A 24,527-nucleotide genomic window follows, 5' to 3' on the forward strand; every position below is an offset into this window, starting at 1 on the left:
CATTACTATACAACTGAATCTGACTATGTCACGTTGGTTTAAACACAGCATAATTTAACTTTAGGTGTCACTTACACTTGGTTTAAATGACGCCATCAAGAAACTTACACAGGTAGACATTATGAAAATTGATAACATTCCTGACTATATTGATCCTAGCCTAAATCTGGAACAAATTCGCGATGAGTGTCATGACCTCATCAAAAAAAGAGCTTACGTCTCAGCAGGAGCGGCAATTGTACCCATTCCTTTTTTAGACGTGGTGATAGATTTGGGAATTTTGTCGTACCTTATTCCAGATATCAATTCCCGTTTTGGCTTAGCACCTGAGCACGTTAGTGTTTACGACCCAAAAACTAAAACAATTCATTGGGATGAATTACGTAAACGCGGTTTTGAATTTTCAGGTTTTGTAGTGGCGCGTACTACTGTTAAAAAAACATTTAATGGTTTTTTGGGCAAAATCGTAACGAAACAGGTGACTAAATTTATACCGCTAGGCGGACAAATTGTAGCAGCAAGTTTAGGCTATTTCATGATGAAAAAAATAGCAGAAACTCACCTGAATGACAGTTACAATCTTGCAAAACGTATTCAGCAAAAAAGCCGTACCACTATTGTAAATTAGTAGATACCTTATGGCTGAGAGCTTAACCTGCTCTCAGCTGTTTTAAAACTGCCTTTAATACTTCTAGACGTGCAGTATATTTATCATCCGTTGCAACAATATACCAGGGTGCGTATTCAGTACTGGTTCGCTCAAACATATCTGCCGCCGCTTTTAAATAATCGTCCCACTTATCACGATTACGCCAATCCTCTGCGGTAATTTTAAAGCGTTTATGCGGTGTCTCTTCTCTGGCCTTAAAACGCTGTTCCTGCTCATCTTTGCTAATTGCCAGCCAAATCTTTACTACAATCGTTTGACTATCAAATAAATCTTTTTCAAAACGATTAATTTCGTCATAAGCACGCTGCCACTCTAAAGGCGAAGCAAAACCTTCAACACGTTCAACGAGTACTCGCCCATACCACGTCCGATCAAAGATCGTGATTTTTTCAGCCTCATTAATACGGTTCCAGAAACGCCATAAATAAGGATGTCGTGCCTCGTACCGTTCAGGTGCTCCAATACAGTGAATATCATATTCACGCGGATCTAGGTTTTTAACAATTCGTTTAATTGCACCGCCTTTACCTGCTGCATCCATGCCTTCAAAAGCAATAACGACATTGCGTTTATCAAAACGCATTGCATCAGCAATTTTTTTGCTTAGTTTATCGAGCTCTTTTTTATATTCAGCTTTTTCAAGTGACTCATTAGCAGGTTTTAATAAACTCTCTGGAATTTTAGCTTGTTGCCATTTTCCTTTAACTTCAGTTTCATGGTCAGGAAGTTGACGCATGTGTTGCAAAAGGTATTGAGCAAAAAACTGATCGCGTTGCGTTTCATCTTCGCCATCAATAATGTACCAATCGTCGGTAAAACGACGGCGTAACTTTTGCAAGGTGTCATATTGTTTTTTATTACGCCAGTCTAAGCCGTGGAGCTTATGCCAATGTTGCTCTGACGGATCAATTTTGTCTAAACGTTTTTGCAATGATTTCCATGAAAGGTCGAACCAGACTTTGACCACATCGACATAGTTATTTTTCAAATCTTGTTCAAATGCCCGCATACTTTCAACATAAGCATCAAATCGCGCCTCATCTAAAGGTTCAGACACATGCGTTGCTGTGACAAGCAAATCGCTATACCAATTACCAAACATCACCACAATTTGACCTTCGGTAGGAATAAACTCCGAATAAGATTGCCAAAATGCTTCTGTATCTGTCAGCACACGCGGTGCATCTGCTTTTACTCGTAAATATCTTGGGTCTAACCACTCGCGAAGTTGCTTAACCGCTTCCCCTTTTCCAGCCAGTTCAATACCACTCATTAAAATGAGTGTACTTTTAGCATTCGGCTTCCCTCGACTTTCTTTTAGAGCATATTGTGCTTCAATCAAATCGACTGAAAGTTGTTCTTCATTTCGAATTTCAAATTTTGGTTGTTGTTCACTCATAGTCCACGACTCTAATCATTTATTGTTTAATTTCGCTGATATTTAACTTAGGCGGTTAAATGATGAATTGCTATACAAATTATGTCATTGCGACGAAATCTCCCATAAAAATTGACGCATGAATCATTTTTTTTACATCTTCTCGCCATAGTACAAGGTTACAATGCCTCTTATGATTTTTTGTAAATAGCCCAATATTAGAGTCTTACATGTCTAAACTCGCTGCTTTTGATGAACTTTTACAACAATATAAAACATTTAATTATCACGACAATCCGGTGCTTGCCCAACGTTTGCAAGATGTACAAACATGGCTAAAAGAGCGGATGAAAGATACACATCACGACTTTTTTAATCTGCCTGAACATAAACTCATGGCACAGTATTTTTTAAATCGTTTATATGGTGGTCCAGAGTTTGATGCCCTTGCAGCGCAAATTGAACGCCTCTTGAAATATGCACATAAAGCCGAAAAAGTATTGCCTGAGAATGCGATTAAAACTGGAACTAAATCGGTAAGTTTGGCTGTGCTTGCCACTCAGCTTGATGAACAAGTGGCGATACAGCTTCTTGAGGATTATCCGGCTGACACGGTATTAACCGATGAAATCATGCGCTTAACCCTAACCAAACTTGATCAGGCAGAAGCGCGTTATCAACAACTTGCTCTTCTTGATGATTTAGGTACAGCACTAGATAAATATATGCGCTCATTTATGATGTTTACGGCCTTTAAAATGTGTAAAGGTATTGCCCAAAAATATCACTTTGAATTGATGTATGATTTTATCCAAGATGGTTTTACTGCGATGAAACCATTAAAATCAGCCGAGACCTTTATCAAGACTTTTACGGAAAAAGAACGCCAGATTATTGAAAATGTACATTCAGGGCATCCGAATCCGTTTAGAGTGTGATAAGGTCGGCACAGAGAAAAAATCAACCTTACGAAGTTGAGATTTTATTCATTATATTTGCATGATGATGCCTGTAAAAATAGACAAAATCTGTCATCATGCAGAACTTATTCCGTTTCACTTGAGTTTGAGTCTAGGAGAGACAATATGTCTAACGAAAACCAAAAGCCAACATCTCCAACTGAGCAGGCACAAAGTTCAGACAAAGTTAGCCCATTCCTAAGCTCACCTTTACCGCAAGGTACCCCTCAAGGGCAACAACAAACTTTACAACAAACCTTAACTGATACACCGGTTAACGGTTCTGTACCGAAATACAATTTACCACGTGGTGCTGGCAATACTGGCAACGTGGGAGAAACCACACACTTTGGTTTCTCGACTGTTAAAACTGAAGATAAAGCTCAAAAAGTTGCAGAAGTTTTCCATTCGGTTGCAAGCAAATATGACTTGATGAATGACTTGATGTCATTTGGTATTCACCGCCTCTGGAAACGCTTTGCAATTAACATGTCAGGTGTACGCCGTGGTCAACATGTGTTGGACATTGCTGGTGGTACAGGCGACTTAGCAAAAGTATTCAGCCGCGAAGTTGGTCCACAAGGCCATGTCGTTCTTTCAGATATCAATGAGTCAATGCTTAACGTAGGCCGTGACCGTTTGATTGATGCAGGCTGTACCAATGTCGACTTCGTACTTGCCAATGCAGAAACTTTAGAGCCTTTTGCAGATAACAGCTTTGATCTACTCACCATTAGTTTTGGCTTACGTAACGTGACTGATAAAGATGCAGCACTTGCTTCTATGTTCCGTGTGTTAAAGCCAGGCGGTCGTTTGCTTATTCTTGAATTTTCTAAGCCTGTATTTGAGCCATTCTCGAAACTTTATGACCTCTACTCATTCACTGCTTTACCAATTATGGGTAAATTAGTTGCCAATGATTCAGAAAGTTATAAGTATTTGGCTGAATCAATTCGTATGCATCCAGACCAACGCACCTTAAAAGGTATGATGGAAAATGCTGGCTTCCAGAACTGTGACTATCACAACCTTACTGCTGGTATCGTTGCCGTTCACCGTGGCTTCAAACTGTAAGGGTTAACGATATGTGGTCGATTCTGGCACTCGGTGCAGTCGAACGTATCATTCATCATCTGATCGATCTGGATGCGGTTACACGCATTCAGCTTAATCAGTTACAGGGCAAAATGTTGCGTGTTGTGATTGATAGCCCGCAGCTTTCTGTCGATGTATTCTTTGACCAAGAAAAAGTACGTCTTGAACCTACCGCAACAGGACACAGTGAAAAACCTTCTATTTTTGAACAACGCCCTTTTGATGAGCAATTCAAAATTTCTGAAGCTACAGCAACTTTGCATGTTAAAGATGTCATTGAGCTGATCAAACTATTGGTCAGCGATCCAGATCAGATTGGCAATATCCCATTACAAGGTGATTATCACCTATTACAGGATATTCAAAAAATCATGCAACAAGCTGAACCAGATTTAGCTGCACAGTTATCAAGATGGGTTGGTCCTCAACTTGCCCACGAAATTGGTAAGATTCAACTTGCACCAAAACATTTAAAACGCTCTCTTCAAAGTCATCTATTTTTTGCTGAAGATGCATTAAAAGAAGATAGCGGTCTATTTGCCCCTCGCTGGGAAATGGATGATTTAACTCAAGCAACGCGCAAGCTTAATCAAGACATTGACCGTCTAGAAGCAAGATTGCAGCAACTCAACGCACAACTACAACCCTCTCAAGACTAGGTAAGACTGTATATGATTCCGCACGTTTCACGTTTACTCGAACTTTGGCGTATTGCAGCGCACTATAGACTCGATACGTTGTTCCCTGCGGATGAATTACCAGTTAAAGCTCAACGTGCATTAAGTGTTATTAAAATGCACCCAGCCGCATGGTCTAGTCGTGAACGTAAAAATCCTTTAAAGCTCAAAGAAGCTTTGGAAGAGATGGGGCCGCTTGCAATTAAGCTTGGGCAATTACTGTCAACCCGACGTGATTTGATTCCACCTGAAATACTTGCTCAATTGGTCTTACTTCAAGATCAGGTAAAACCTTTTGATAGCAATGTTGCCAAACAACGTATTCAAGATTCTTTAAAAGCTGACGTAAATACCTTGTTTGCTCGCTTTGATGACCAGCCATTAGCTGCTGCTTCAATTGCACAAGTTCATACTGCTGCTTTGCACGATGGTCGTGAAGTCGTTATTAAGGTGACTCGCCCTGACATTCGCAACCAAATTTTGCAAGACTTTGAAATTTTGGCGTGGTTAGGCAACACACTAGAAAGCCGCCTTGAAGCTGCTCGTGCCTTACATCTCTCTGAAATTATTCAAGACTACCGTCAGATCATTTTAAATGAACTGGACTTGAGTATTGAGGCAGATAACACCCGTCGTATGCGCCATTATTTTACTGGCTCAACCATGATGTATGTGCCTGAAGTCTACATGGACACCAAAGATGTCATGGTGGCAGAGCGGATTACAGGTGTACCTATTTCAGATACGGCGACTTTCGACCGTCTAGGCATGGACCGCGCACAACTGGCAGAAAAAGGATTAACCATTTTCTTCACGCAAGTATTTCGCGATAACTTTTTCCATGCCGATATGCACCCCGGCAATGTCTTTGTAGAAACAATTAACCCAAGTAATCCACGCTTTATTGCACTCGACTGTGCAATTATGGGTGAGTTATCCAAGCATGACCAGATGACGATTGCCCGCATGTTGCTTGCTGTAATGAACAGCAACTTTATGCAGCTCATTCAAATTGTGCACCAAGCTGGCTGGATTCCACCGGGTACAGACCAAGATGCGCTATCGCGTGAAATGCGTCGTACTGTTGGTCCAATGGTGTCTAAACCAATGGATCAACTGGATTTTGCTGGCATCTTGATTCAAGTGATGGATATTGCTCGTCGCTTCCATTTAGAGATTCCACCACAACTCATGCTATTGCTAAAGACTTTAGTGCATGTCGAAGGTCTAGGTACCGATCTTTATCCGCAGCTCGACATCTGGAAATTGGCAAAACCCATTTTGACTGAATGGGTCAAAGCCAACATGAACCCAGTCAAAAATATAAAAGAGTTAGGACAGCAACTACCTGACCTGCTTTTAGGTGCTCAAGATTTCCCAAGCTTAATTGTTGATAGTTTAAATGGTTTAAAAAATCAGTCTGCTTGGCAAGACCGTCAGTTACGCGAAATGCAGCAACTTCGTTTGCAAATGGAACATCAACAACGCCGCAGTTGGATATTCGGCAGTACTATGCTGATTTTACTAACCATCGCTATTATTAGTCCGTGGTTTGTTTCGGTTATTTTGATTGTGCTGAGTAGCTTATTAGCACTTTGGCGTATATTGAAATAAATTCTAAATCCCTTGCAATCGCAAGGGATTTTTCTATGACAATAATTTAATTTTAAAAATTTTTTCTAGATCAGTGATAAGTTCATTGTTAAATTGAACCTATAAATACTTCAAAAGAATAAACAATGAAAACACCTCATTTTGCCATTATCGGTGCTGGTACAGCGGGTTTAGCAACTGCGATTTTGCTCGCCCGCGAAGGCAATAATGTGACTATTTTTGAACAAGTTGATGAATTATCTCCGGTAGGTGCAGGTCTTTTACTACAGCCTGCTGGGTTAGCCGTATTTGAGCATCTTGGTGTACTTGATGAAGCCTTAACACTAGGTGCAAAAGTCACAGGTTTAGAAGGGCAACTTCCTGATAAACGCCTTTTAGTAAATAGTCACTATCATGAAGCTTCAACAAATCTTTATGGTTTAGGTATTCACCGTTCTACTTTATGTCACGTTCTTACTCAAAAACTTTCTCAATATTCAAGTCACATTACTTGGCGTATGAGCCACACAATTGAAAGACTTGAAGAACACCCTAATGAAATTCGGGTCTTTGGCTTTAATCACAACCAAAAGTTTGATGATTGCTTTGATGCGGTCTTAATTGCCAATGGCGCTCGTAGTCAATTGCGACCAAAAGCATGGGTAAAAGTCGATCAAGCTTATCCATGGGGTGCTGCTTGGAGTATCGTGCCTGAATGTTTAGCACTGAATCCCCAAATTTTGCATCAATTTTATGATCGCTCCAAAATCATGATGGGGATTTTACCTACAGGGGCAATCCCTTCTGCACCCGAGCAACGACTTGCGAGTGTATTTTGGAGCCTACCTACTGCACAATTACCTACATTTTTGAAAGATGAGCAGTCAAAACAGACTTGGTTAAACCAAGTTTCAGAGCGCTGGCCTGATGTAGCAGAATGGTTAAAACAGATTTTGTACAACAATCAAATTCAACCTAAATGGCTATCTGCCCAATACCGTGATGTGGTGATGACTCAATTTGGGCAAGGCCGAATTGGTGTTATTGGTGATGCTGCTCATGCTATGAGCCCTCAACTGGGACAAGGCGCAAATATGGCTTTACTGGATGCTTGGGCTTTTTCTCAATCATTGCAACTTGCCCAAAAGAACCAAAATATTAACTGGTCACTCCTCTGGCAGCACTATCATCAACATCGCCGCTCTTCCACCCAGTTTTATCAATTCCTCAGTCGCTTATTAACACCACTTTATCAATCTGACCATTGGTGGGCGGGAGGTTTAAGAGATCTCATTTTCCCTTGGATGTATCAGATCCCTTATTTTCGAAAAGAAATGGCAATCACAGTTTCTGGCTTAAAAACAGGTCCATTTCAACAACTTGATTATCAGAAAATTGCTCAATATTGCGAAAAAGAAAATGTACTTAATTCAAAAAGTGAATCTCTTCCCGACTATTAACCTCATAGAAGAATAGCGAGTTATATATGAAAATCAGCCACCTTGATCATCTCGTTTTAACCGTTGCAGATATTGAAAACACCTGTAATTTCTATCAAACAGTATTGGGGTTTGAGGTCATTACGTTTAAAGGTGACAGAAAAGCTTTAAAGTTTGGGAATCAAAAAATTAATTTGCATCAACTAGGCAATGAATTTGAACCCAAGGCATTGCATGCAACTTCTGGATCTGCCGATCTGTGTTTTATTTCAGATACTCCTATTTCAGAAGTGGTTACACACCTTAATCAGTTAAATATTCAAATTGAAGAAGGCCCCGTCGAACGTACCGGTGCAATGCACCCTATTCTTTCAGTTTATATTCGCGACCCAGATCAAAATTTGATTGAGATTTCGAATAACTTAAACTTATAAGTTATTTAAAATTTACAGGGATATTTTGTAATTGTTTTTCAATATCCCAATTCTTAGGTTTCTTTTTTAATTCCCACCAATTAGCACCTGTCTCCAACCATTTCTTGCGGTACGCTTTTACAGATTCTTTAGTATAATCCTCATATCCAAATTCAACACCACAACAATCACAAATCTCAAAGTTTGGATTTTCCCCACTTTCACCCCATGGTTCTTCACATTGTATAAGCCCACATACTCGACAAGGAAAATTTTCTATTTTATCCAAAATTTATTTTCCTAATTTATGTAATGAACTCAGGTAATTTTTCAATCTATTTTATTATAGAGATTAATTTTTAGCTGAAAAAGCGATTTAAAAAGTCTTATTCTATAAAAAAATATTATTTAATAACGCCCATCTTATGGAAAAATCATATAACTGATTTTTTATACAACAAGCATAGCCAACCCTAACCACAAGCGCTACACTAGCTGCTTTCCACTCAATGGATTTCCACTCATGTCAAACTGGTTAGATGAAGTTAAATTTGATTCCAATGGTCTTATCCCTGCCATTGCTCAACATCATCAAACCGGACGCATTTTGATGGTGGCGTGGATGAACCGTGAAGCACTCGCGCTAACAGCGGAAAAAAATCAGGCCGTTTACTTCTCTCGCTCTCGCCAAAAACTCTGGCACAAGGGTGAAGAATCAGGCCATTTCCAAACAGTTTATGAAATTCGTCTGGACTGCGATGCCGATGTCATTGTGTTACAAATTGAACAGCACGGCGGTATTGCATGCCATACAGGTCGTGAGTCTTGTTTCTACCGTAAACTTACCCCACAGGGCTGGGAAATTGTCGATGCACAGTTAAAAGACCCTACTGCAATTTACGGTGAAAATGCTAAAACAGAAGCTCATGATCACGCCCACACCACTGAACAGGTTGATGTACTTGCTCATTTAGGTCAATTGATGCAAGAGCGTAAGCAAGCTGAAGCAGATACTTCTTATGTTGCCAGCCTCTATAAAAAAGGCATCAATAAAATTTTAGAAAAAGTCGGCGAAGAAAGTGTAGAAACCATTATTGCTGCTAAAGATTTTGCAGTTCAAGATTCAGAAGCTCACTTAAACGATCTCGTTTATGAAACAGCGGATTTGTGGTTCCATACTATTGTCATGTTGGGTTATTTCGATCTTAATCCACAACTTATTATTGACGAATTAGCTCGTCGTCAGGGTTTATCTGGTTTAGTTGAAAAAGCTAACCGCAACAAGGTATAAAATCACTCAGTGTCGAATATTGAAAAACCTAAAGCTACCTATGAGCAAGCGATTGCCATAGACAACGCACGTCTTGGGCAATCATTTAAAGTGATTGCCTATGCGGGTACAGGTAAAACCACTACTTTGCAAATGATTAGCGATGCCATGCCTGAGCGGCGCGGTATGTATTTGGCATTTAACAAAGCAATTGCTGGCGAAGCCCAAAACAAATTTCATCGTAATGTGGACTGCCGTACTTTTCACTCGCTCGCCTTTCGTAGTGTGCCCCGTGGCGTAACTGACAAATTACGTCTACCGCGCTTAAGTCCAAGTTTTATTGCTAAAGAATATCGACTAGAGCCGATTACTTTACGACGCATGATGGGTGGGCGTTACGAGAAATATGTCTTGATGCCAAGCCGACTAGCGAGTCTTGTCGCAAATGCGGTGGGTTACTTCTGTTCAACGAGTTCTCAATACCCTGCACCTCGCCACATTCAAGCACCGAATTGGTTACATCCAGATGATGTTACTGAATTACAAAAGCATCTTTATCCTGCTGTGGAACGTCGTTGGCTAGAGTCGATTGACCCGAATCATCAAGCCGGAATTGGCCATGATATTTATCTTAAACTTTGGGCATTATCTGAACCGAACATTCCTAGTGATTATGTGTTATTTGATGAAGCACAAGATGCCGACCCTTTAATGCTGGGTATTTTGCTTCGACAAAAAAATACGCAGGTCATTTATGTGGGCGATGCTCATCAGCAAATTTATGCATGGCGTGGCGCAATTAATGCTATGCAGCAATTACCATTACCTGAATCTCGTCTAACCACGTCTTTTCGTTTTGGTGAAACGATTGCTGACGTTGCCAATGCGTTGCTGGGCGGCTTAAATGAGACTGTTCCTCTACTTGGCAATCCGAACCAGAAATCAAGTGTAGTCAATAAACCTCACACTAAAATGCGTGACGCAATTTTATGCCGCACTAATGCCCGTGCAATGGAACTCTTGTTGGCAGGTTTAGTTCATGGCGATAAGGTGAGTTTGCAAGCAGACCATCAAAAACTAAACCGTTTTGTAGATGCTGCAAGCCTTTTGAAACAAGGCAAACGTGTCACCGATGTTCCTGAGTTAGCATGGTTCAATTCATGGCATGATGTTCATGAATACTGTGAAACCAATGAAGGTAGTGACATTAAACCTTTGGTTAAATTGGTTGATGATCACGGGACTGACCCATTAAAGAAAGCACTTGCAAAGATTACACCCATTGAGCAAGCTGATTATGTCATCTCTACAGCCCACAAAGCTAAAGGGTTAGAATGGAACCGTGTTCATATTGAAGATGACTATCAATTTAAAATTAATGGCTTAGAACACAAGATTACAGATGAAGAGTTAAGATTACTTTACGTTGCCTGTACTCGTGCTAAAGTAAGTCTAAATATCCATCATCTTTATGATCTGATACAACAATTAAAACTAAGGGCGCCTTTAAGTCTTCGTCAATCGGTTGGTTGAAGCGCTCATACTTAGGTGAGCCTATGAAACTTGAATCGATCCAATTTAAACATATTGCTCTATTTCACGATCTTAAAATACAGTTTCAATATGAAAAACAGCCTATTACCTTAATTTTAGGTGAACAAGCAACTGGTAAAAGTATGTTACTCAAACATACTTACCATGCTTTAACTTGGTTCCCTGCCCGTCTTAAAGATTTACGTAGCCCTGGTATTGTCATGCCTGATCAAGACATTACTCAGTCGCGTCTACAATCAAGAATCGAAGTGACCATTCAAGTTCCAGCAGAAATTGGCCATTTACCTGAAAGTACCTCTGCCCAACAGGTGGATTCTTCATTATGTAGCTGGAAACTTTTTAAAACTCTAAATTCAAGTGGCATTGGAATAAGCCAAGTTGAAACGCAGCAACTTGATCAAACTATGGCCCTTTATCAGCAAGTTACAAAAAAAGATCCACTACAAGGACTGCCCTTAGTCGCTTACTACCCAGCCGAGCGATTTGTAAATGATATTAATCTGCTGAATAAAAATTTACCCGGCATTACCCAATCGATTTCAGCCTATGACATTAGCCCACTGCCATTTACAACATTTACCCGTTTTTTTGAATGGCTACGTGAAATTAGCGATATAGAAAATGCTCAAGCTGCACATCTCGTACAACGTATTATTTCTAAACAATCAGATCAGCAAGACCAGACAGAACTATTAAATGAGCTTCAAAAAGAGTTATCAGGGCAGCCTAAACAGCTCACCTCCCCGAATCTCTATGCACTGAAAAATGCATTAAATATTGTTTTGCCTGAACTTAAAGACCTATATTTGCAATATCAACCTCGGCTCCAGCTCATGGTTGACTATGAAGGTCAAACCCTACCGTTTCAGCAGCTTTCCAACACCATAAAAACTTGGATTGCGTTGGTAGGCGATGTAGCCCGTAGACTCTGTTTACTTAATCCCTTAAGTTTAAATCCTTGCCTCGAAGGTGACGGGGTTTTATTGATTGATCAGATTGATGCACAGCTCGACTCCACACATTGCACAGAAATCTTGAATCGGCTTCATCAGGCATTCCCACGCTTACAAATTATTGCAACAGGAAGTCGTGAGGAATTACTTGAACATGCTTCCAACTATCAATGTTTAAAATTAGAAAATGGTAAAGTTAGCCATCTTGATTTAAATACAACCAAGCAACAGCTTGAAAACATCTATACATTGCTACAAAGAAGCGAACCATTAACGCAGTCTATAGAGGCACAACCTCTTAGCTTAATTGATCCAACACCATCTCCAGCACAAATTGGTGTTTTATTTCAGCAAATCCAAAATCTAAATGAGCAACAAAAAAATGAATTGCTCCGCATGATTCATGCTGGAGACACACCAGAAGAAAGCCCTTCTGTTTAAATTTTATGACCCATTTACTCTATTTTTATAATGAAATTCGGCCTCACACAATATAGAGTTTAAGCAGGATTTTTAGGCTCTAAAATCACTAGATGTTGTTACTACATGTAATAACATCAGATTTTTACTGCTTTTTTAGTGTACAATAAATTTCATTTTGCGTTTTTATTCTTCAAGTTGCGCAATACAACTTGTTTCTCGCTTTATTTTCTAATTTGGTTGGGCTTTCAGAATACAAGCCTTGGAAATCTCTTTGAATTCCTATCTGTTCTGAAATTAAAATTTCACTTTTAGGTCTCGGCCTAAATCACATATGGATACGAGTGTGCTACCGATAATTATCTTATTACCGTTATTAGGCACCACCCTTGTTTCATTGCTTCAACGGTTCTCGCGTGGAGTAACGGCTTTAGGGGCAATCGGAGTCAGTTTAACCAGTTTTGGTTTATTACTGGCTCAAGCAAAAACTGTGCTTGGTGGTGCAAGCATTCAACAGAGCTGGGATTGGTTACCTCAATTAGGAATTAATCTAAGCTTCAGACTCGATGCTCTTGGTTTACTATTTTCTCTACTTATTACCGGTATCGGTACACTCATTTATATATACGCCTACTACTATCTTGGCCCTAAAAATTCTTTAAGCAAGCTATATGCTTTACTCATGCTGTTTATGGCAGCAATGCTGGGTATTTCGCTCTCTAATAATCTTATTATTTTATTAGTCTTTTGGGAGCTCACCAGTATTTCATCTTTTTTATTAGTGGGTTACTGGAGTCATTATGAAGCTGCTCAACGCGGCTCTCGAATGGCACTCACCATTACAGGGATGGGCGGTTTGGCGTTGTTGGGTGGATTTGTTCTATTAGGACAAATCACTGGAACCTATGAAATTAATGACATCATGGGCATGAAAGATGCCATTCAAGCTCATTCCCTATTTATTCCAATGTTATTGCTTATTTTGCTTGGTGCATTTACGAAGAGTGCTCAGTTTCCATTTCATTTTTGGTTACCCAACGCAATGGCTGCGCCGACTCCGGTGTCTGCCTACCTACACTCTGCAACCATGGTAAAAGCTGGGATCTTTCTACTTGCCCGCTTATTGCCAATTTTTGTAGGCGCTGCGATCTATCACAATATCGTGACGTTTGTCGGCCTATTTACACTTTGTATGGCCGCATGTTTTGCCATTTTCAAAGAAGACTTAAAAGGTTTGCTCGCCTATTCAACAATTAGTCATTTAGGTCTTATTGTCTGTCTACTTGGAATAGGTTCGCCTTTAGCAGTTGCTGCTGCCATTTTTCATATTATTAACCATGCGACATTTAAAGCAGCCCTGTTTATGCTTGCAGGGATTATTGACCATGAAACTGGTACACGTGATCTTCGAAAACTCAGTGGTATTTGGCAATTACTTCCTTTTACAGCCACACTAACCATGATCACCGCTGCTTCTATGGCAGGGGTACCACTCACCAATGGCTTTATTTCTAAAGAGATGTTCTTTACCGAGCTATTGGCGAATCTTTCAGGTTCAACGGTTATCTTTGCCAGCATTATTGCAACTCTGGCTGGTATCTTTGCAGTAAGTTATTCAATTCGCTTAGTGCATGGCGTGTTTTTTGATGGCCCAATTGGTAAACAAGTTCCAAATAAAAATGCACATGAACCCCCGATCGGCATGCGTTCGCCCGCCATTCTTCTTGCTGTGCTATGTATCTTGGTTGGAATTTTACCTTCTTTATTGGTAGAACCACTGGTAAATAGCGTAACGAGAGCAAGCTTGATGCAACCAGAATTTGCAGGAACTCATCTTGCAATCTGGCACGGATTCAATGCTCCTCTCATTATGAGTATTATTGCTTTAGTGGGCGGTTCACTCTTCTATTTTGCTTTGGCAAAAGATGGCATGATTCGTAAAATTGACCTTGACCCACGTCTTGGCAGGTTACAAGGCCGTATTTTATTTGATTTATTTTTAAAACATCTGTTGCTCACCAGCCGAAAAATCAAACAAAAAACTGAAAATGGCTCATTGCAAAGTTACTTGTTCTTGATCATTGCTTTTAGCATCATCATGGTCACCATGCCGCTACTCAATCAAGGGCTTACTACAGGCACACGTGAACTCACTCATGCTCCATGGATTGCCATCGTTCTCTGGCTAACCTTATTCTCGGGTTGCTGGATGATGCTCTGGTTCCACCATGAGCGTATTAAGGCAGTCCTCATTAGTGGTGCAATTGGTCTGGTTGTAACGATGGTGTTTGTCACCATGTCAGCTCCAGATTTGGCATTGACTCAAATTACCGTGGACGTTGTAACCACTGTTCTTTTATTGATGAGTTTATCTTTACTTCCACAGCTAACGCCTTATGAATCTCTGCGCTCAAGACGTTTAAGAGATGCCGCTTTAGCCATTGTTGGAGGCTTAGGGATAGGCTGGATTACGTGGCTGATTTTAACCCGTGATCATAATTCGATTTCATGGTTCTTTGCCCAACAATCTTTACCACTCGGTGGTGGTTCAAATATTGTAAATGTCATTTTAGTTGACTTCCGTGGTTTTGATACCTTTGGTGAAATTACGGTACTAGGAATTGCGGCTATTGGTTCACTTTGCCTCATGGATGGCATGCGTGTACATGGTACAACCATGACCCAAGGCCTCACCTACCGTTTTAATCCATCTCCGCTCATGTTCCGTATTACAGCCTCTTGGGTATTGCCATTAGCGCTTGTCGTGAGTGTTTATATCTTTATGCGCGGCCATAACTATCCGGGCGGTGGCTTCATTGCAGGTCTAATCACCTCAATGGCGTTAATCATCCAATATATTGCACTAGGTCAAGACCAAACTGAACAATTACTCAAAGCAAAATCAGGGCGTCTTTACGAAGTCTGGATTGGTTCAGGTTTAACAATTGCTGGGCTTACTGGTGTAGCAGCATGGTTCTGGTTACGCCCATTCCTCACCAGCGCGCACGTGTATGTTGAATTACCAATTTTAGGAAAACTACATTTGGCTTCAGCTGCAAGTTTTGACTTAGGCGTTTATATCACCGTTGTTGGTGCAACGATGTTGCTCATCTCTGTATTGGGAGACTCTCGCCACTCAAGTATGTCTGGTCCTGTAGTACCACATCGGGAGGAATCATCATGATCAGTTTAGAATTCTTATTGGCTTCTGCTATTGGTTTACTTGTTGCCACAGGTATTTATCTGATTTTACGTGCTCGTACTTTCCCTGTCGTACTTGGATTAGCTGTAATTGGCTATGCTGTAAACCTATTTTTATTTGCTATGGGCCGATTACAAATCAGCTCACAAGCAATTTTAACCGAAACAACAAAAATAACCGATCCACTTCCTCAAGCGCTGGTGTTAACAGCCATTGTGATCGGTTTTGCAACCACCGCTTTTATTGTACAACTGGCGCTGCGTAGCCGTTATGAGTCAGGTAGTGATCATGTTGATGCTAAAGAAGACATCTCTCCAACATACGACCCACGCGAGGATGAGCCGTAATGTTTGATTTTTTATCTTTCTGGCAAGAACATGCGCCTATTTTTAGCATTCTCATCCCGGCATTTACTGCTTTTATATTATTACTGCTCGGCAACCCGGGAGCTGGTGCTTTAAACAATGATTGGCGACAGCCATGGCGTCGTGGCATTAGTCTTGTTTCAGCCATTGCTGGCTTAATTACCGCAATTGTTTATCTGAGCTTTGCCAGCACTGGCCAGATTACCATTTACCAACTGAGTGAATGGTCAGCACCGTTTGGCATTGTACTCGTATTAGATCGTCTTTCTGCTTTTATGCTGGTACTGACCTATGCATTAGCAGTACCGGTTTTATGGTATGCAAGCGACAATTGGGATACCCGTGGTCGCTATTTTCATGCCATGGTTCATTTCTTGTTAATGGGTATCTGCGGAGCATTTTTAACAGGCGATTTATTTAACCTTTTCGTCTTTTTTGAAATTTTGTTGATGGCTTCGTATGTTCTGCTTTTACATGGACAAGGCAAGCCACGCTTTCAGCTGGGTGTTCACTACGTCATTATCAATCTATTAGCCTCTGCCCTATTCTTAATTGGCCTTGGTATGATTTATGGTAGTGTGGGTAGCCTCAACATGGTGGATGTTTCACGTCTTATCCCCACACTCGAAGCAGATCAACATAAATTAGCCGTAGCAGGTGCCTTACTTTTATTTGTAGTGTTTGGCATTAAAGCAGCCATGCTTCCTGTAGGTTTTTGGCTACCAAAAACTTATGCTATTGCAAGTACGCCTGTAGCTGCAATTTTCACCATTATGACCAAGGTCGGTATATATTCGATTTTGCGTGTGAATGGAACTGTATTTGACGATGCGCTTAGCCAAGAAATCTTAAAAAGCTGGTTACTTCCTATTGGTTTAATTACATCACTCTATGGTGTGATTGGAGCAATTGGAGCAGATCGATTACGTCGCTTTGTCGGGTTTATGGTGCTTTCTTCAATTGGCACCTTGCTCACGGCAATTGCCATGTCGAATACACAAGCATGGTCTGGCGCATTATATTACTTAGTGCACAGTACACTGATTGGAGCAGCTTTTTATCTATTTTGTGGATGGATAACCTCACAACGTGGAGATTTTAAAGATCATTTAAAAGTTGCCCCAAGAATCAAACAAGAAAAAGCGGCTATGCTGACTTATTTCTTGATTGCCATGATGCTCGCGGGTTTACCACCTTTTAGTGGTTTCCTTGGAAAAGTATTTATTTTGCAAGCGACAGTTGAAACCAGCTACCAAGGCTGGATTATTGGTGTTGTGCTTGTTGTAAGCCTATTAAGTATTATTGCTCTCACACGTGTTGGTTTTATCTTGTTCTGGCGAGCAACACCTCCTGAACAAGATCCAATCCATCCCGCTTATATTCTTTATCAAGCCTTACCAGAACGAGCACCACCACGTAATGATAAAGTCATCTATGTGTTACTTGCAGGCTTAATGGCTTATGTCGTATTTGCTGCACCTATTCAGCATTACACATTAAGTACTGCCCAGCAGATCCAAGACCATGCGCTTTACCAACGCACGATTCTTAAAGTAGATCAAAATGGTGAATTTATCAGCGTGCAGCCATTTGATCCCGCTTACCTACCAGAAACTAAATATGGTGGTGAAGTTGAAGATCATAATGCTTACCTCATTCCTGATATTATTACGAAAGATACCTTCAATGGTGAGCATATTTCAGAATATAAACATCGACAAATTCAGCAACAGGACAAATTACAAACGCCTACCATTGTTGATGAAAGTCAATTGAAACCTATGGAGCCATAACAATGCAGTTATCTCATTTGCTTGAACGCTGGTTTCCACATCCATTTGTTTCCGTTCTTATCATTTTATTTTGGCTGATGCTGTCACATAGTCTTGATGCCAGTGATCTTTTGACGGCTATGCTTTTAGGCTTGATCATTCCTCGTTTAGTCAAACCGTTCATTACTCGCACACCGCATATTCACTGGAAACCTGCTGTTAAATTATGCTTTGTAGTTCTTTGGGATATTGTGATTTCTAACTTTCGAGTAGCAAAGCTCGTTTTAGGACCTACCAAAAATTTACATCCTAAATGGTATCGTGTACCACTAGAAACGGAACATGAGCAGGTCAATACATTACTGGCAATGATCATTACGACGACACCAGGCACTGTCTCTGCGGGTATTGATCAGGAACGTGGAGATATTTTGGTTCACGCCTTGAGCACTGATGATACCGAATCTGACATTCAAGACATCAAACAACGCTATGAAATTCCACTTATGGAAATTTTTGATGTAAAAAGCGAAACGGAGGCAAGTGTATGACAATCCTACCCTATGCTCTAGGTATTAGCTTAATTGCCATTACAATCTCTATGCTACTTTGTCTTTTCCGAATGGTTATCGGTCCATCAATTGTAGATCGACTTTTAGCACTCGATACTCTTTTCTTAAATGCAACTTGCCTCATTGTTGTGCTAGGCATTTACTGGATGACCACCTCTTTATTTGAAGGAGCGCTACTGGTTGCTATGCTAGGCTTTGTGTCTACAGCAGCTTTAGCTCGTTACTTCACAACCGGTCATGTTGTCGATTAAGGAGAGATCAAAATGCAGTTTGTAATGGAAATTATTGTTTCGGTCTTTCTGGTTTTTGGCGCTTTCTTTATGTTAGTCGGCTCAATTGGTATGGTCCGCTTACCTGACTTATTCATGCGCTTACATGCACCCACAAAATCAAGTACGTTAGGATTAGGCAGCTTCTTGATTGCTTCCATGATCTTTTTTGCTTTTCAAGGTCGCTTTGGTTTTGCCGAGCTACTGATCACACTTTTAGCTTTTATTACCGCACCGGTTTCAGCAAATTTAATTGCTCAAGCTGCGCTACATTTACGTTTGCGCTCGCTTAGTGGAGAAGTTCCTGAAGCAATTGAACGCCCTTTGCCTTGGGATCGTTATAAAATTGGACAGCGTTTCTCGCAAAATAAACCTCCTATGGACCCTCCTAAAGAATAGGCGAAAAAACCAACCAATAAAAAAGCCACCCAAAGGTGGCTTTTTTATTTTTAATTTATATTACTGTTCGTCATCTGACTCGCGTTTCGGTAAATCATTTACCGCTTTCTCGATCAGACCAAACATATAGTTACCATACGCATTAGTCTTGTCATAATGGAAACGCAATCTTGGCGTAATACGTGTCTTGATACGACGGCTCAATTCATGACGCAAGAAACCAGAAGCTTTATTTAATACGTCTAAAGTTTCTTTATTTGCTGCTTCACTTTGCTCATCACCAAGCTCACGTCCCATTACAGTGACATAAACTTCAGCATAACCCATGTCTGCACTGACTTTCACCGCAGAGATGGTCACTAGACCACCTAAGCGAGGATCTTTAAGCTCCTGACGGATCAGCTCAGACAACTCACGTTGCACTGAATCCGCCATGCGCTTTAAGCGTTGGCTACCCGCCATTAAAGACTCCGTTTAATCAATTGAACATCATAGACTTCGATCTTATCTTTCACTTTGATGTCTTTATAACCTTTCACCGCAAGACCACATTCCATACCGGCACGAACTTCTTCAACCACTTCTTTATAGCGACGAAGAGATTCAAGCTCACCTTGGAACACAACCACGTCATCACGTAATACGCGAATCGGCTTATTACGATGCAATACACCTTCAAGTACCATACAGCCTGCTGCTGCACCAAACTTACTTGAGTGGAATACTTCACGTACTTCAGCAACACCCAAGATAGTTTCACGATGTTCAGGAGCAAGTTTACCACTCATGGCATCTTTCACATCATCAATCAATTCATAGATGATGCTGTAGTAACGAATATCGATACCGTCTTGGTCACTTCTCTGACGAGCAGTCGTATCGGCACGAACGTTAAAGCCCAACAATACAGCTTCTGAAGATTCAGCAAGAATCACATCAGACTCAGTAATCGCACCAACACCCGAACTAATTACACGAACTTTTACTTCATCAGTAGATAATTCATGTAAAGCTGCATTCAATGCTTCTAAAGTACCACGTACGTCAGTTCTTAAAACAACGTTCACTGTAGGAACATCTTTTTTGCCCATTGACGACATGATATTTTCAAGACGCATTGCGCTTTGACGATCAATACGTTTTTGACGTTCACGATCAGCACGAGCATCAGCAACTTCACGTGCTTTCTTCTCGTCATTTACGACAAGAACTTCATCACCTGCCATTGGAGCATCTGGAAGACCCAGAATTTCTACTGGAATAGATGGTCCTGCTGATTTAATAGGCTTACCATTTTCATCAGACATTGCACGGACACGACCATATGATGAACCTGCAAGAACAAGGTCACCAATGTTTAATGTACCGTTTTGAACAAGAATAGAAGTTACTGCACCACGGCCTTTATCAACACGCGCTTCAATAACAACACCTTGCGCAGCACCTTCAGCAGATGCTTTTAATTCCATCAATTCTGACTGAATAAGAATTAAATCAAGGAGTTCATCAATACCTTGTCCACTGTGTGCAGAAACCTTAGCAATCGGAACATCACCACCCCATTCTTCTGGAACGATTTGTTTCGTTGTTAATTCATTTAACACACGGTCTACATCAGCAGATTCTTTATCCATTTTGTTGATTGCAACAATAATTGGAGTACCTGCTGCACGCGCATGGTCAATTGCTTCTGCAGTTTGTGGCATTACACCGTCATCTGCTGCAACAACCAATACAACGATATCCGTTGCTTTAGCACCACGTGCACGCATTGAAGTAAACGCAGCATGTCCTGGTGTATCAAGGAATGTAATGATTCCTTTGTCTGTTTCAACGTGATATGCACCAATATGCTGGGTAATACCACCTGCTTCGCCTGCCGCCACTTTCGAACGACGGATACGGTCAAGCAATGATGTTTTACCATGGTCAACGTGACCCATAATGGTAACAACTGGCGGACGAGTTGTTTGCTCACCACGTGCTTCTTCAGCCGCTTCAAGCAAGTTATCTTCCGCTTGTGTATCAGAAACTAAAACAGGGTTATGGCCCATTTCTTCAACAACAAGTGCTGCTATATCTTGATCAATAGCTTGTTCTTGATTAACCAACTCACCCATTTTCATAAGTGATTTGATAACTTCACGTACTTTAATCGCCATTTTTTGAGCAAGATCGGCAACAACAATGCTTGAACCGATTTCTACATCATAAACTTGCTTTTTAACTGGCTTTTCAAATCCATGCTTATTTGCCTGACTTGATTTTAAACCACGTTTGTTATGGTTAACAAAGCTTTGCTCTTCTTGACCACGACGACCACCTTTTTTACCCGCACGAGGGTTAGTGGTTGCGCCACCGCGTTTAATTTCACGGTCTTCTTGCTTAAATGAATCTTCATAAGCTTGGCCAACCAGACCTGAAGCAAGTGGAGAATCATCAATCACACGAATTGTCGTAGTAGCTTCGTCATTTGAATACTTAGACGCCATTTTGCGCATTTGTTCAAGTGTACGTTGCTGAGCTTCTTCAGCCGCTTTACGACGCGCAGCTTCTTCAGTCGCTTTTAACTGAGCTGTTTGTGCTTCACGCGCTTTCTTTTGCTCTAATGTTTCTGCTGGTTTTGGTGCAGGTTTTACTGTACCACCACCACGTCTTTTCACGACTACAGCAGCTTTAGGAGCTGTCTGTGCAGCGTTATCTTGTTGATGAGCAACACGCATAGCATCTAAAGTTGCTTTTGCTTTTTGCTCTGTTTGAAGACGCGCGTTTTGCTGTGCAGTGTCACGCGTTTGCTGTTCTACACGTGTTTTAGCTTCAGCTTCTGCACGTGCTTTAGCTTCAGCTGCAATTTGTTCAGGGTTTGGTTTAGCAAAAACCTGTTTTTTACGTACTTCTACGTTAATTGTTTTTGCTTTACCTGAAGTACTTGCAACTTTAGCGGTACTGGTTGTTTTACGTTTCAACGCAATTTTTCCTGTGTTACCACTTTCCTGACCATGCACTTTTTTCAAATGATTGACTAAAGTATCCTGTTGTTCAGTGGTAATAATATCGTCTGCTGTACGTTGAGGCAAACCTGCTTCACGAGCCTGTTCTAGGAGCTTCTCAACAGGACGTTCTACACTGAGAGCTAACTCTTTAATCGACTTGTCCGTCATATTTCATCTCCTAGTTAAACCATGATTCGCGAGCTTTCATGATCAATTGACCTGCTTTTTCATGATCAAGACCTTCAATATCAGAGATATCATCAGTAGCCTGATCTGCCAAATCGTCGACAGTAATAATACCGCGCGCGGCAAGCGAGTAAGCGATCTCAGAAGTCATGCCTTCCATAGTTAGAAGGTCTGCGCTCGGTTCTTGAATATTTTCTTGCTGTTTCAAAGCATCAGTAAGTGCTGCTTCTTTTGCACGACTTTGCAATAACTCAACCAATTCAGCATCAAGCTCAATTTCGTCAAAAGTTTCAGCTGGAACATAAGCAATCTCTTCTAAAGAGGTAAAGCCCATTTCCACCAATGCCATTGCTAAATCTTCTTCAATATCGAGACGTGATACAAACATGTCAAGATATTGCTGAGCTTCATTTTGCTGACGAGCACGATACTCTTCTTCAAGCATCATGTCGAGTTTGTAGCCAGTTAAATCAGAAGCTAAGCGAACGTTCTGGCCTTGTGAGCCAATCGCACGAGCCAATTGATCGCTGGTTGCAAAAATAATATCGGCACTTCTTGCATCTTCATCAAGCACGATGCCTGAAACATCAGCTGGTTCTAATGCACTTGCAATGTACTGAGCTGGATCATCAGACCAGACCACTACATCAATACGTTCACCGTTTAACTCTTGTTGTACTGCTTGAATACGCGTACCACGCATACCAATACATGCACCGACAGGGTCAATACGATGGTCATTTGTTTTCACTGCAATTTTAGCACGAACGCCTGGTTGACGTGCCGCTGCTTTAATTTCAATAATTTCTTCAGAAATCTCAGGAATTTCTTTTTTCATTAAAGCAATTAACATTTCAGGCTTAGCGCGTGATAACAACAACTGAGCGCCACGACCTTCACGGTTCACATTGTATAAAATAGCGTTCATACGTTGTTTTGGGCGAAGAATTTCTTTAGGAATCATTTCTTCGCGCGCAAGATAAGCTTCTGCGTTGTCGCCTAAATCGATAATAAAGCCATCTTTGGTTTGTTTTTTCACTTCACCGTAAATCAACTCACCAACTTTAGACTCGTATGCATCAGCAACTAAAGCACGTTCAGCTTCACGAATTTTTTGTACAATAACTTGTTTTGCAATTTGTGCAGCGATACGACCAAACTCAATAGATTCTACTTCGAGTTCACGTACATCACCAATTGACCATTTAGATGGGTCAAGGTCAGAAATCGCATCTTGGCAAGCTGGCATTTCATGATCTTCATCTGCCACAACAGTCCATTGACGGAACGTACTGTAATCACCAGTTTTACGATCAATTTCTACACGAAGCTGAGCTTCTTCAGCATGCGTACCTTCGTAAAATCTTTTCTTCGTTGCGGCAACTAGAGCTTGTTCTAAAGCCTCGAAGATCGCTTCACGACTAACACCTTTTTCATTACTAACCGTTTCAACAACGGTAAGAATTTCGCGGCCCATAAGTCACCTACCGATTTCTTATAAAATTTAAATAAATTTAATCTTGATAGATCAAGTTTGCTTTATCGATATTGTTGCTGTCGATCTCAAGCACGTGCTGCCCATCAACTTCAACCTGAATTTCTTCATTTTCAAGGTCTACTGAGATAAGTTTTGCTTGAAATTTACGACGGTTTTCTACTGCTGCAATCAAACGCAAAGCAATTTGTTGTCCAATGTAGCCTTGTAACTGTTCTAGTTGAAAAAATGGACGATCCCAGCCCGGGGAAGAAACTTCTAATGAATACTCACCTGAAATTGGATCATGAACATCCAGCATTGCGCCGACTTGTTGTGTTACACGCACACAATCTTGTACACCAATACCACGGCCTTGTTCTACTTCGCCATCTTCATCAAGTACAGGCTCAGCATCTTCACTTACCGCTTTGTCGATATAAATACGCAATAATGAACGTTTGCCTTGTGGGAGAAATTCGATTCCCCAAAGGTCGACACCACATGCTTGTACTGCAGGAACAATTAAGTCATGCAATGCTTGGGATTTATTTGATAATTTCATTTACTCTCGTCATTCTCGTGCGATTCAATCGGTTGTTTTAACCGACACAGACCTACTATAGTGAAGCATGACTATTTGACCAATTGATGTCGAAACTACACGATAGCGATACGATAACCAATAAAAAAGGGCGTTAATCGCCCCTGTCTTGCACAGAAAACAATAGTCCACTGTGCAAAAAGGCCCACTTGTTTGTGAGCCTCTTTTAAGAAACTTGGTAGCGGGAGCTGGATTTGAACCAACGACCTTCGGGTTATGAGCCCGACGAGCTACCAGACTGCTCCATCCCGCAACAACGTGCAAAAATTA

At 40.9% G+C, this 24,527-nt stretch carries 22 protein-coding genes and 1 tRNA gene; 16 read left to right on the forward strand and 7 right to left on the reverse strand.

Annotation, left to right across the window (positions count from 1 at the left end):
* Positions 1-121 precede the first annotated feature (121 nt).
* A complete protein-coding gene (locus BMW38_RS17000; RefSeq protein WP_005045071.1) occupies positions 122-628 on the forward strand; it encodes a hypothetical protein in 507 nt (168 codons plus the stop codon).
* A gap of 22 nt (positions 629-650) precedes the next feature.
* Here BMW38_RS17000 and BMW38_RS17005 read toward each other — a convergent pair whose 3' ends face one another.
* The gene (locus BMW38_RS17005) at positions 651-2,069 is read right to left on the reverse strand and encodes a polyphosphate:AMP phosphotransferase (protein WP_092710256.1); all 1,419 of its coding nucleotides are present in this window, start codon (positions 2,067-2,069) and stop codon (positions 651-653) included.
* A gap of 209 nt (positions 2,070-2,278) precedes the next feature.
* Between BMW38_RS17005 and BMW38_RS17010 the strand changes: the two genes are divergently transcribed.
* The 6 genes from BMW38_RS17010 (at position 2,279) to BMW38_RS17035 (ending at position 8,245) form a co-directional block, all read left to right on the forward strand.
* Entirely contained in the window at positions 2,279-2,986 is a 708-nt protein-coding gene (locus tag BMW38_RS17010; protein WP_092710259.1) for an FFLEELY motif protein, read from the forward strand.
* A gap of 147 nt (positions 2,987-3,133) precedes the next feature.
* A complete protein-coding gene (ubiE, locus tag BMW38_RS17015; RefSeq protein ID WP_004640878.1) occupies positions 3,134-4,081 on the forward strand; it encodes a bifunctional demethylmenaquinone methyltransferase/2-methoxy-6-polyprenyl-1,4-benzoquinol methylase UbiE in 948 nt (315 codons plus the stop codon).
* Between the two features lie 11 nt (positions 4,082-4,092).
* Positions 4,093-4,761: a ubiquinone biosynthesis accessory factor UbiJ gene (locus BMW38_RS17020; protein WP_139193549.1), complete on the forward strand. Its 669-nt coding sequence runs from the start codon at positions 4,093-4,095 to the stop codon at positions 4,759-4,761.
* Positions 4,762-4,773: 12 nt separating this feature from the next.
* A complete protein-coding gene (locus BMW38_RS17025; RefSeq protein WP_092710261.1) occupies positions 4,774-6,393 on the forward strand; it encodes an ABC1 kinase family protein in 1,620 nt (539 codons plus the stop codon).
* A 125-nt stretch (positions 6,394-6,518) separates the two neighbouring features.
* Positions 6,519-7,832, forward strand: coding sequence for an FAD-dependent oxidoreductase (locus tag BMW38_RS17030; protein ID WP_092710264.1), 1,314 nt, complete (start codon positions 6,519-6,521; stop codon positions 7,830-7,832).
* 26 nt (positions 7,833-7,858) lie between these two features.
* On the forward strand, positions 7,859-8,245 hold the full coding sequence (locus tag BMW38_RS17035) for a VOC family protein (RefSeq protein WP_092710265.1): 387 nt from the start codon (positions 7,859-7,861) through the stop codon (positions 8,243-8,245).
* Position 8,246: 1 nt separating this feature from the next.
* Here the strand turns inward: BMW38_RS17035 and BMW38_RS17040 are convergent, their stop codons facing one another.
* On the reverse strand, positions 8,247-8,513 hold the full coding sequence (locus tag BMW38_RS17040; RefSeq protein ID WP_092710268.1) for a hypothetical protein: 267 nt from the start codon (positions 8,511-8,513) through the stop codon (positions 8,247-8,249).
* Positions 8,514-8,747: 234 nt separating this feature from the next.
* Between BMW38_RS17040 and hisIE the strand changes: the two genes are divergently transcribed.
* The 9 genes from hisIE to BMW38_RS17085 all read left to right on the forward strand — a co-directional run bounded on the left by hisIE (position 8,748) and on the right by BMW38_RS17085 (position 19,000).
* Positions 8,748-9,515, forward strand: coding sequence for a bifunctional phosphoribosyl-AMP cyclohydrolase/phosphoribosyl-ATP diphosphatase HisIE (hisIE, locus tag BMW38_RS17045; RefSeq protein ID WP_080026211.1), 768 nt, complete (start codon positions 8,748-8,750; stop codon positions 9,513-9,515).
* Positions 9,516-9,524: 9 nt separating this feature from the next.
* Positions 9,525-11,027 (forward strand): UvrD-helicase domain-containing protein, encoded by a 1,503-nt coding sequence (locus tag BMW38_RS17050; RefSeq protein WP_092710270.1) that lies wholly within the window; start codon positions 9,525-9,527, stop codon positions 11,025-11,027.
* Positions 11,028-11,050: 23 nt separating this feature from the next.
* Complete coding sequence (locus BMW38_RS17055; RefSeq protein WP_092710273.1) at positions 11,051-12,442, forward strand: AAA family ATPase; 1,392 nt, start codon at positions 11,051-11,053, stop codon at positions 12,440-12,442.
* Between the two features lie 313 nt (positions 12,443-12,755).
* Positions 12,756-15,605 carry a monovalent cation/H+ antiporter subunit A gene (locus tag BMW38_RS17060; RefSeq protein WP_092710279.1) on the forward strand — a complete coding sequence of 950 codons (2,850 nt, stop codon included), beginning with the start codon at positions 12,756-12,758 and terminating at the stop codon, positions 15,603-15,605.
* Entirely contained in the window at positions 15,602-15,970 is a 369-nt protein-coding gene (locus tag BMW38_RS17065; protein WP_005037171.1) for a Na+/H+ antiporter subunit C, read from the forward strand. The genes BMW38_RS17060 and BMW38_RS17065 overlap by 4 nt, the downstream gene beginning before the upstream one ends.
* Positions 15,970-17,781: a monovalent cation/H+ antiporter subunit D gene (locus BMW38_RS17070; RefSeq protein WP_092710283.1), complete on the forward strand. Its 1,812-nt coding sequence runs from the start codon at positions 15,970-15,972 to the stop codon at positions 17,779-17,781. The genes BMW38_RS17065 and BMW38_RS17070 overlap by 1 nt, the downstream gene beginning before the upstream one ends.
* A gap of 2 nt (positions 17,782-17,783) precedes the next feature.
* Complete coding sequence (locus BMW38_RS17075) at positions 17,784-18,311, forward strand: Na+/H+ antiporter subunit E (RefSeq protein WP_092710288.1); 528 nt, start codon at positions 17,784-17,786, stop codon at positions 18,309-18,311.
* A complete protein-coding gene (locus tag BMW38_RS17080; RefSeq protein WP_005037177.1) occupies positions 18,308-18,583 on the forward strand; it encodes a monovalent cation/H+ antiporter subunit F in 276 nt (91 codons plus the stop codon). Before BMW38_RS17075 ends, BMW38_RS17080 begins: the two co-directional genes overlap by 4 nt.
* Positions 18,584-18,595: 12 nt before the next feature.
* A complete protein-coding gene (locus tag BMW38_RS17085) occupies positions 18,596-19,000 on the forward strand; it encodes a Na+/H+ antiporter subunit G (RefSeq protein WP_005037179.1) in 405 nt (134 codons plus the stop codon).
* 60 nt (positions 19,001-19,060) lie between these two features.
* Here the strand turns inward: BMW38_RS17085 and BMW38_RS17090 are convergent, their stop codons facing one another.
* From BMW38_RS17090 to BMW38_RS17110, 5 genes are all read right to left on the reverse strand, one after another.
* Complete coding sequence (locus tag BMW38_RS17090; protein WP_003654587.1) at positions 19,061-19,462, reverse strand: ribosome-binding factor A; 402 nt, start codon at positions 19,460-19,462, stop codon at positions 19,061-19,063.
* Positions 19,462-22,161: a translation initiation factor IF-2 gene (infB, locus tag BMW38_RS17095; RefSeq protein WP_092710293.1), complete on the reverse strand. Its 2,700-nt coding sequence runs from the start codon at positions 22,159-22,161 to the stop codon at positions 19,462-19,464. The genes BMW38_RS17090 and infB overlap by 1 nt, the downstream gene beginning before the upstream one ends.
* A gap of 10 nt (positions 22,162-22,171) precedes the next feature.
* Positions 22,172-23,656 carry a transcription termination factor NusA gene (gene nusA, locus BMW38_RS17100; RefSeq protein WP_003654584.1) on the reverse strand — a complete coding sequence of 495 codons (1,485 nt, stop codon included), beginning with the start codon at positions 23,654-23,656 and terminating at the stop codon, positions 22,172-22,174.
* Positions 23,657-23,693: 37 nt separating this feature from the next.
* Positions 23,694-24,218: a ribosome maturation factor RimP gene (gene rimP, locus BMW38_RS17105; RefSeq protein WP_092710299.1), complete on the reverse strand. Its 525-nt coding sequence runs from the start codon at positions 24,216-24,218 to the stop codon at positions 23,694-23,696.
* 215 nt (positions 24,219-24,433) lie between these two features.
* Positions 24,434-24,510 (reverse strand) — tRNA-Met (locus BMW38_RS17110).
* Positions 24,511-24,527 lie beyond the last annotated feature (17 nt).

Origin of the sequence: Acinetobacter sp. yr461 (genome assembly GCF_900110445.1) — a bacterium.
Taxonomy (GTDB): domain Bacteria; phylum Pseudomonadota; class Gammaproteobacteria; order Pseudomonadales; family Moraxellaceae; genus Acinetobacter; species Acinetobacter calcoaceticus.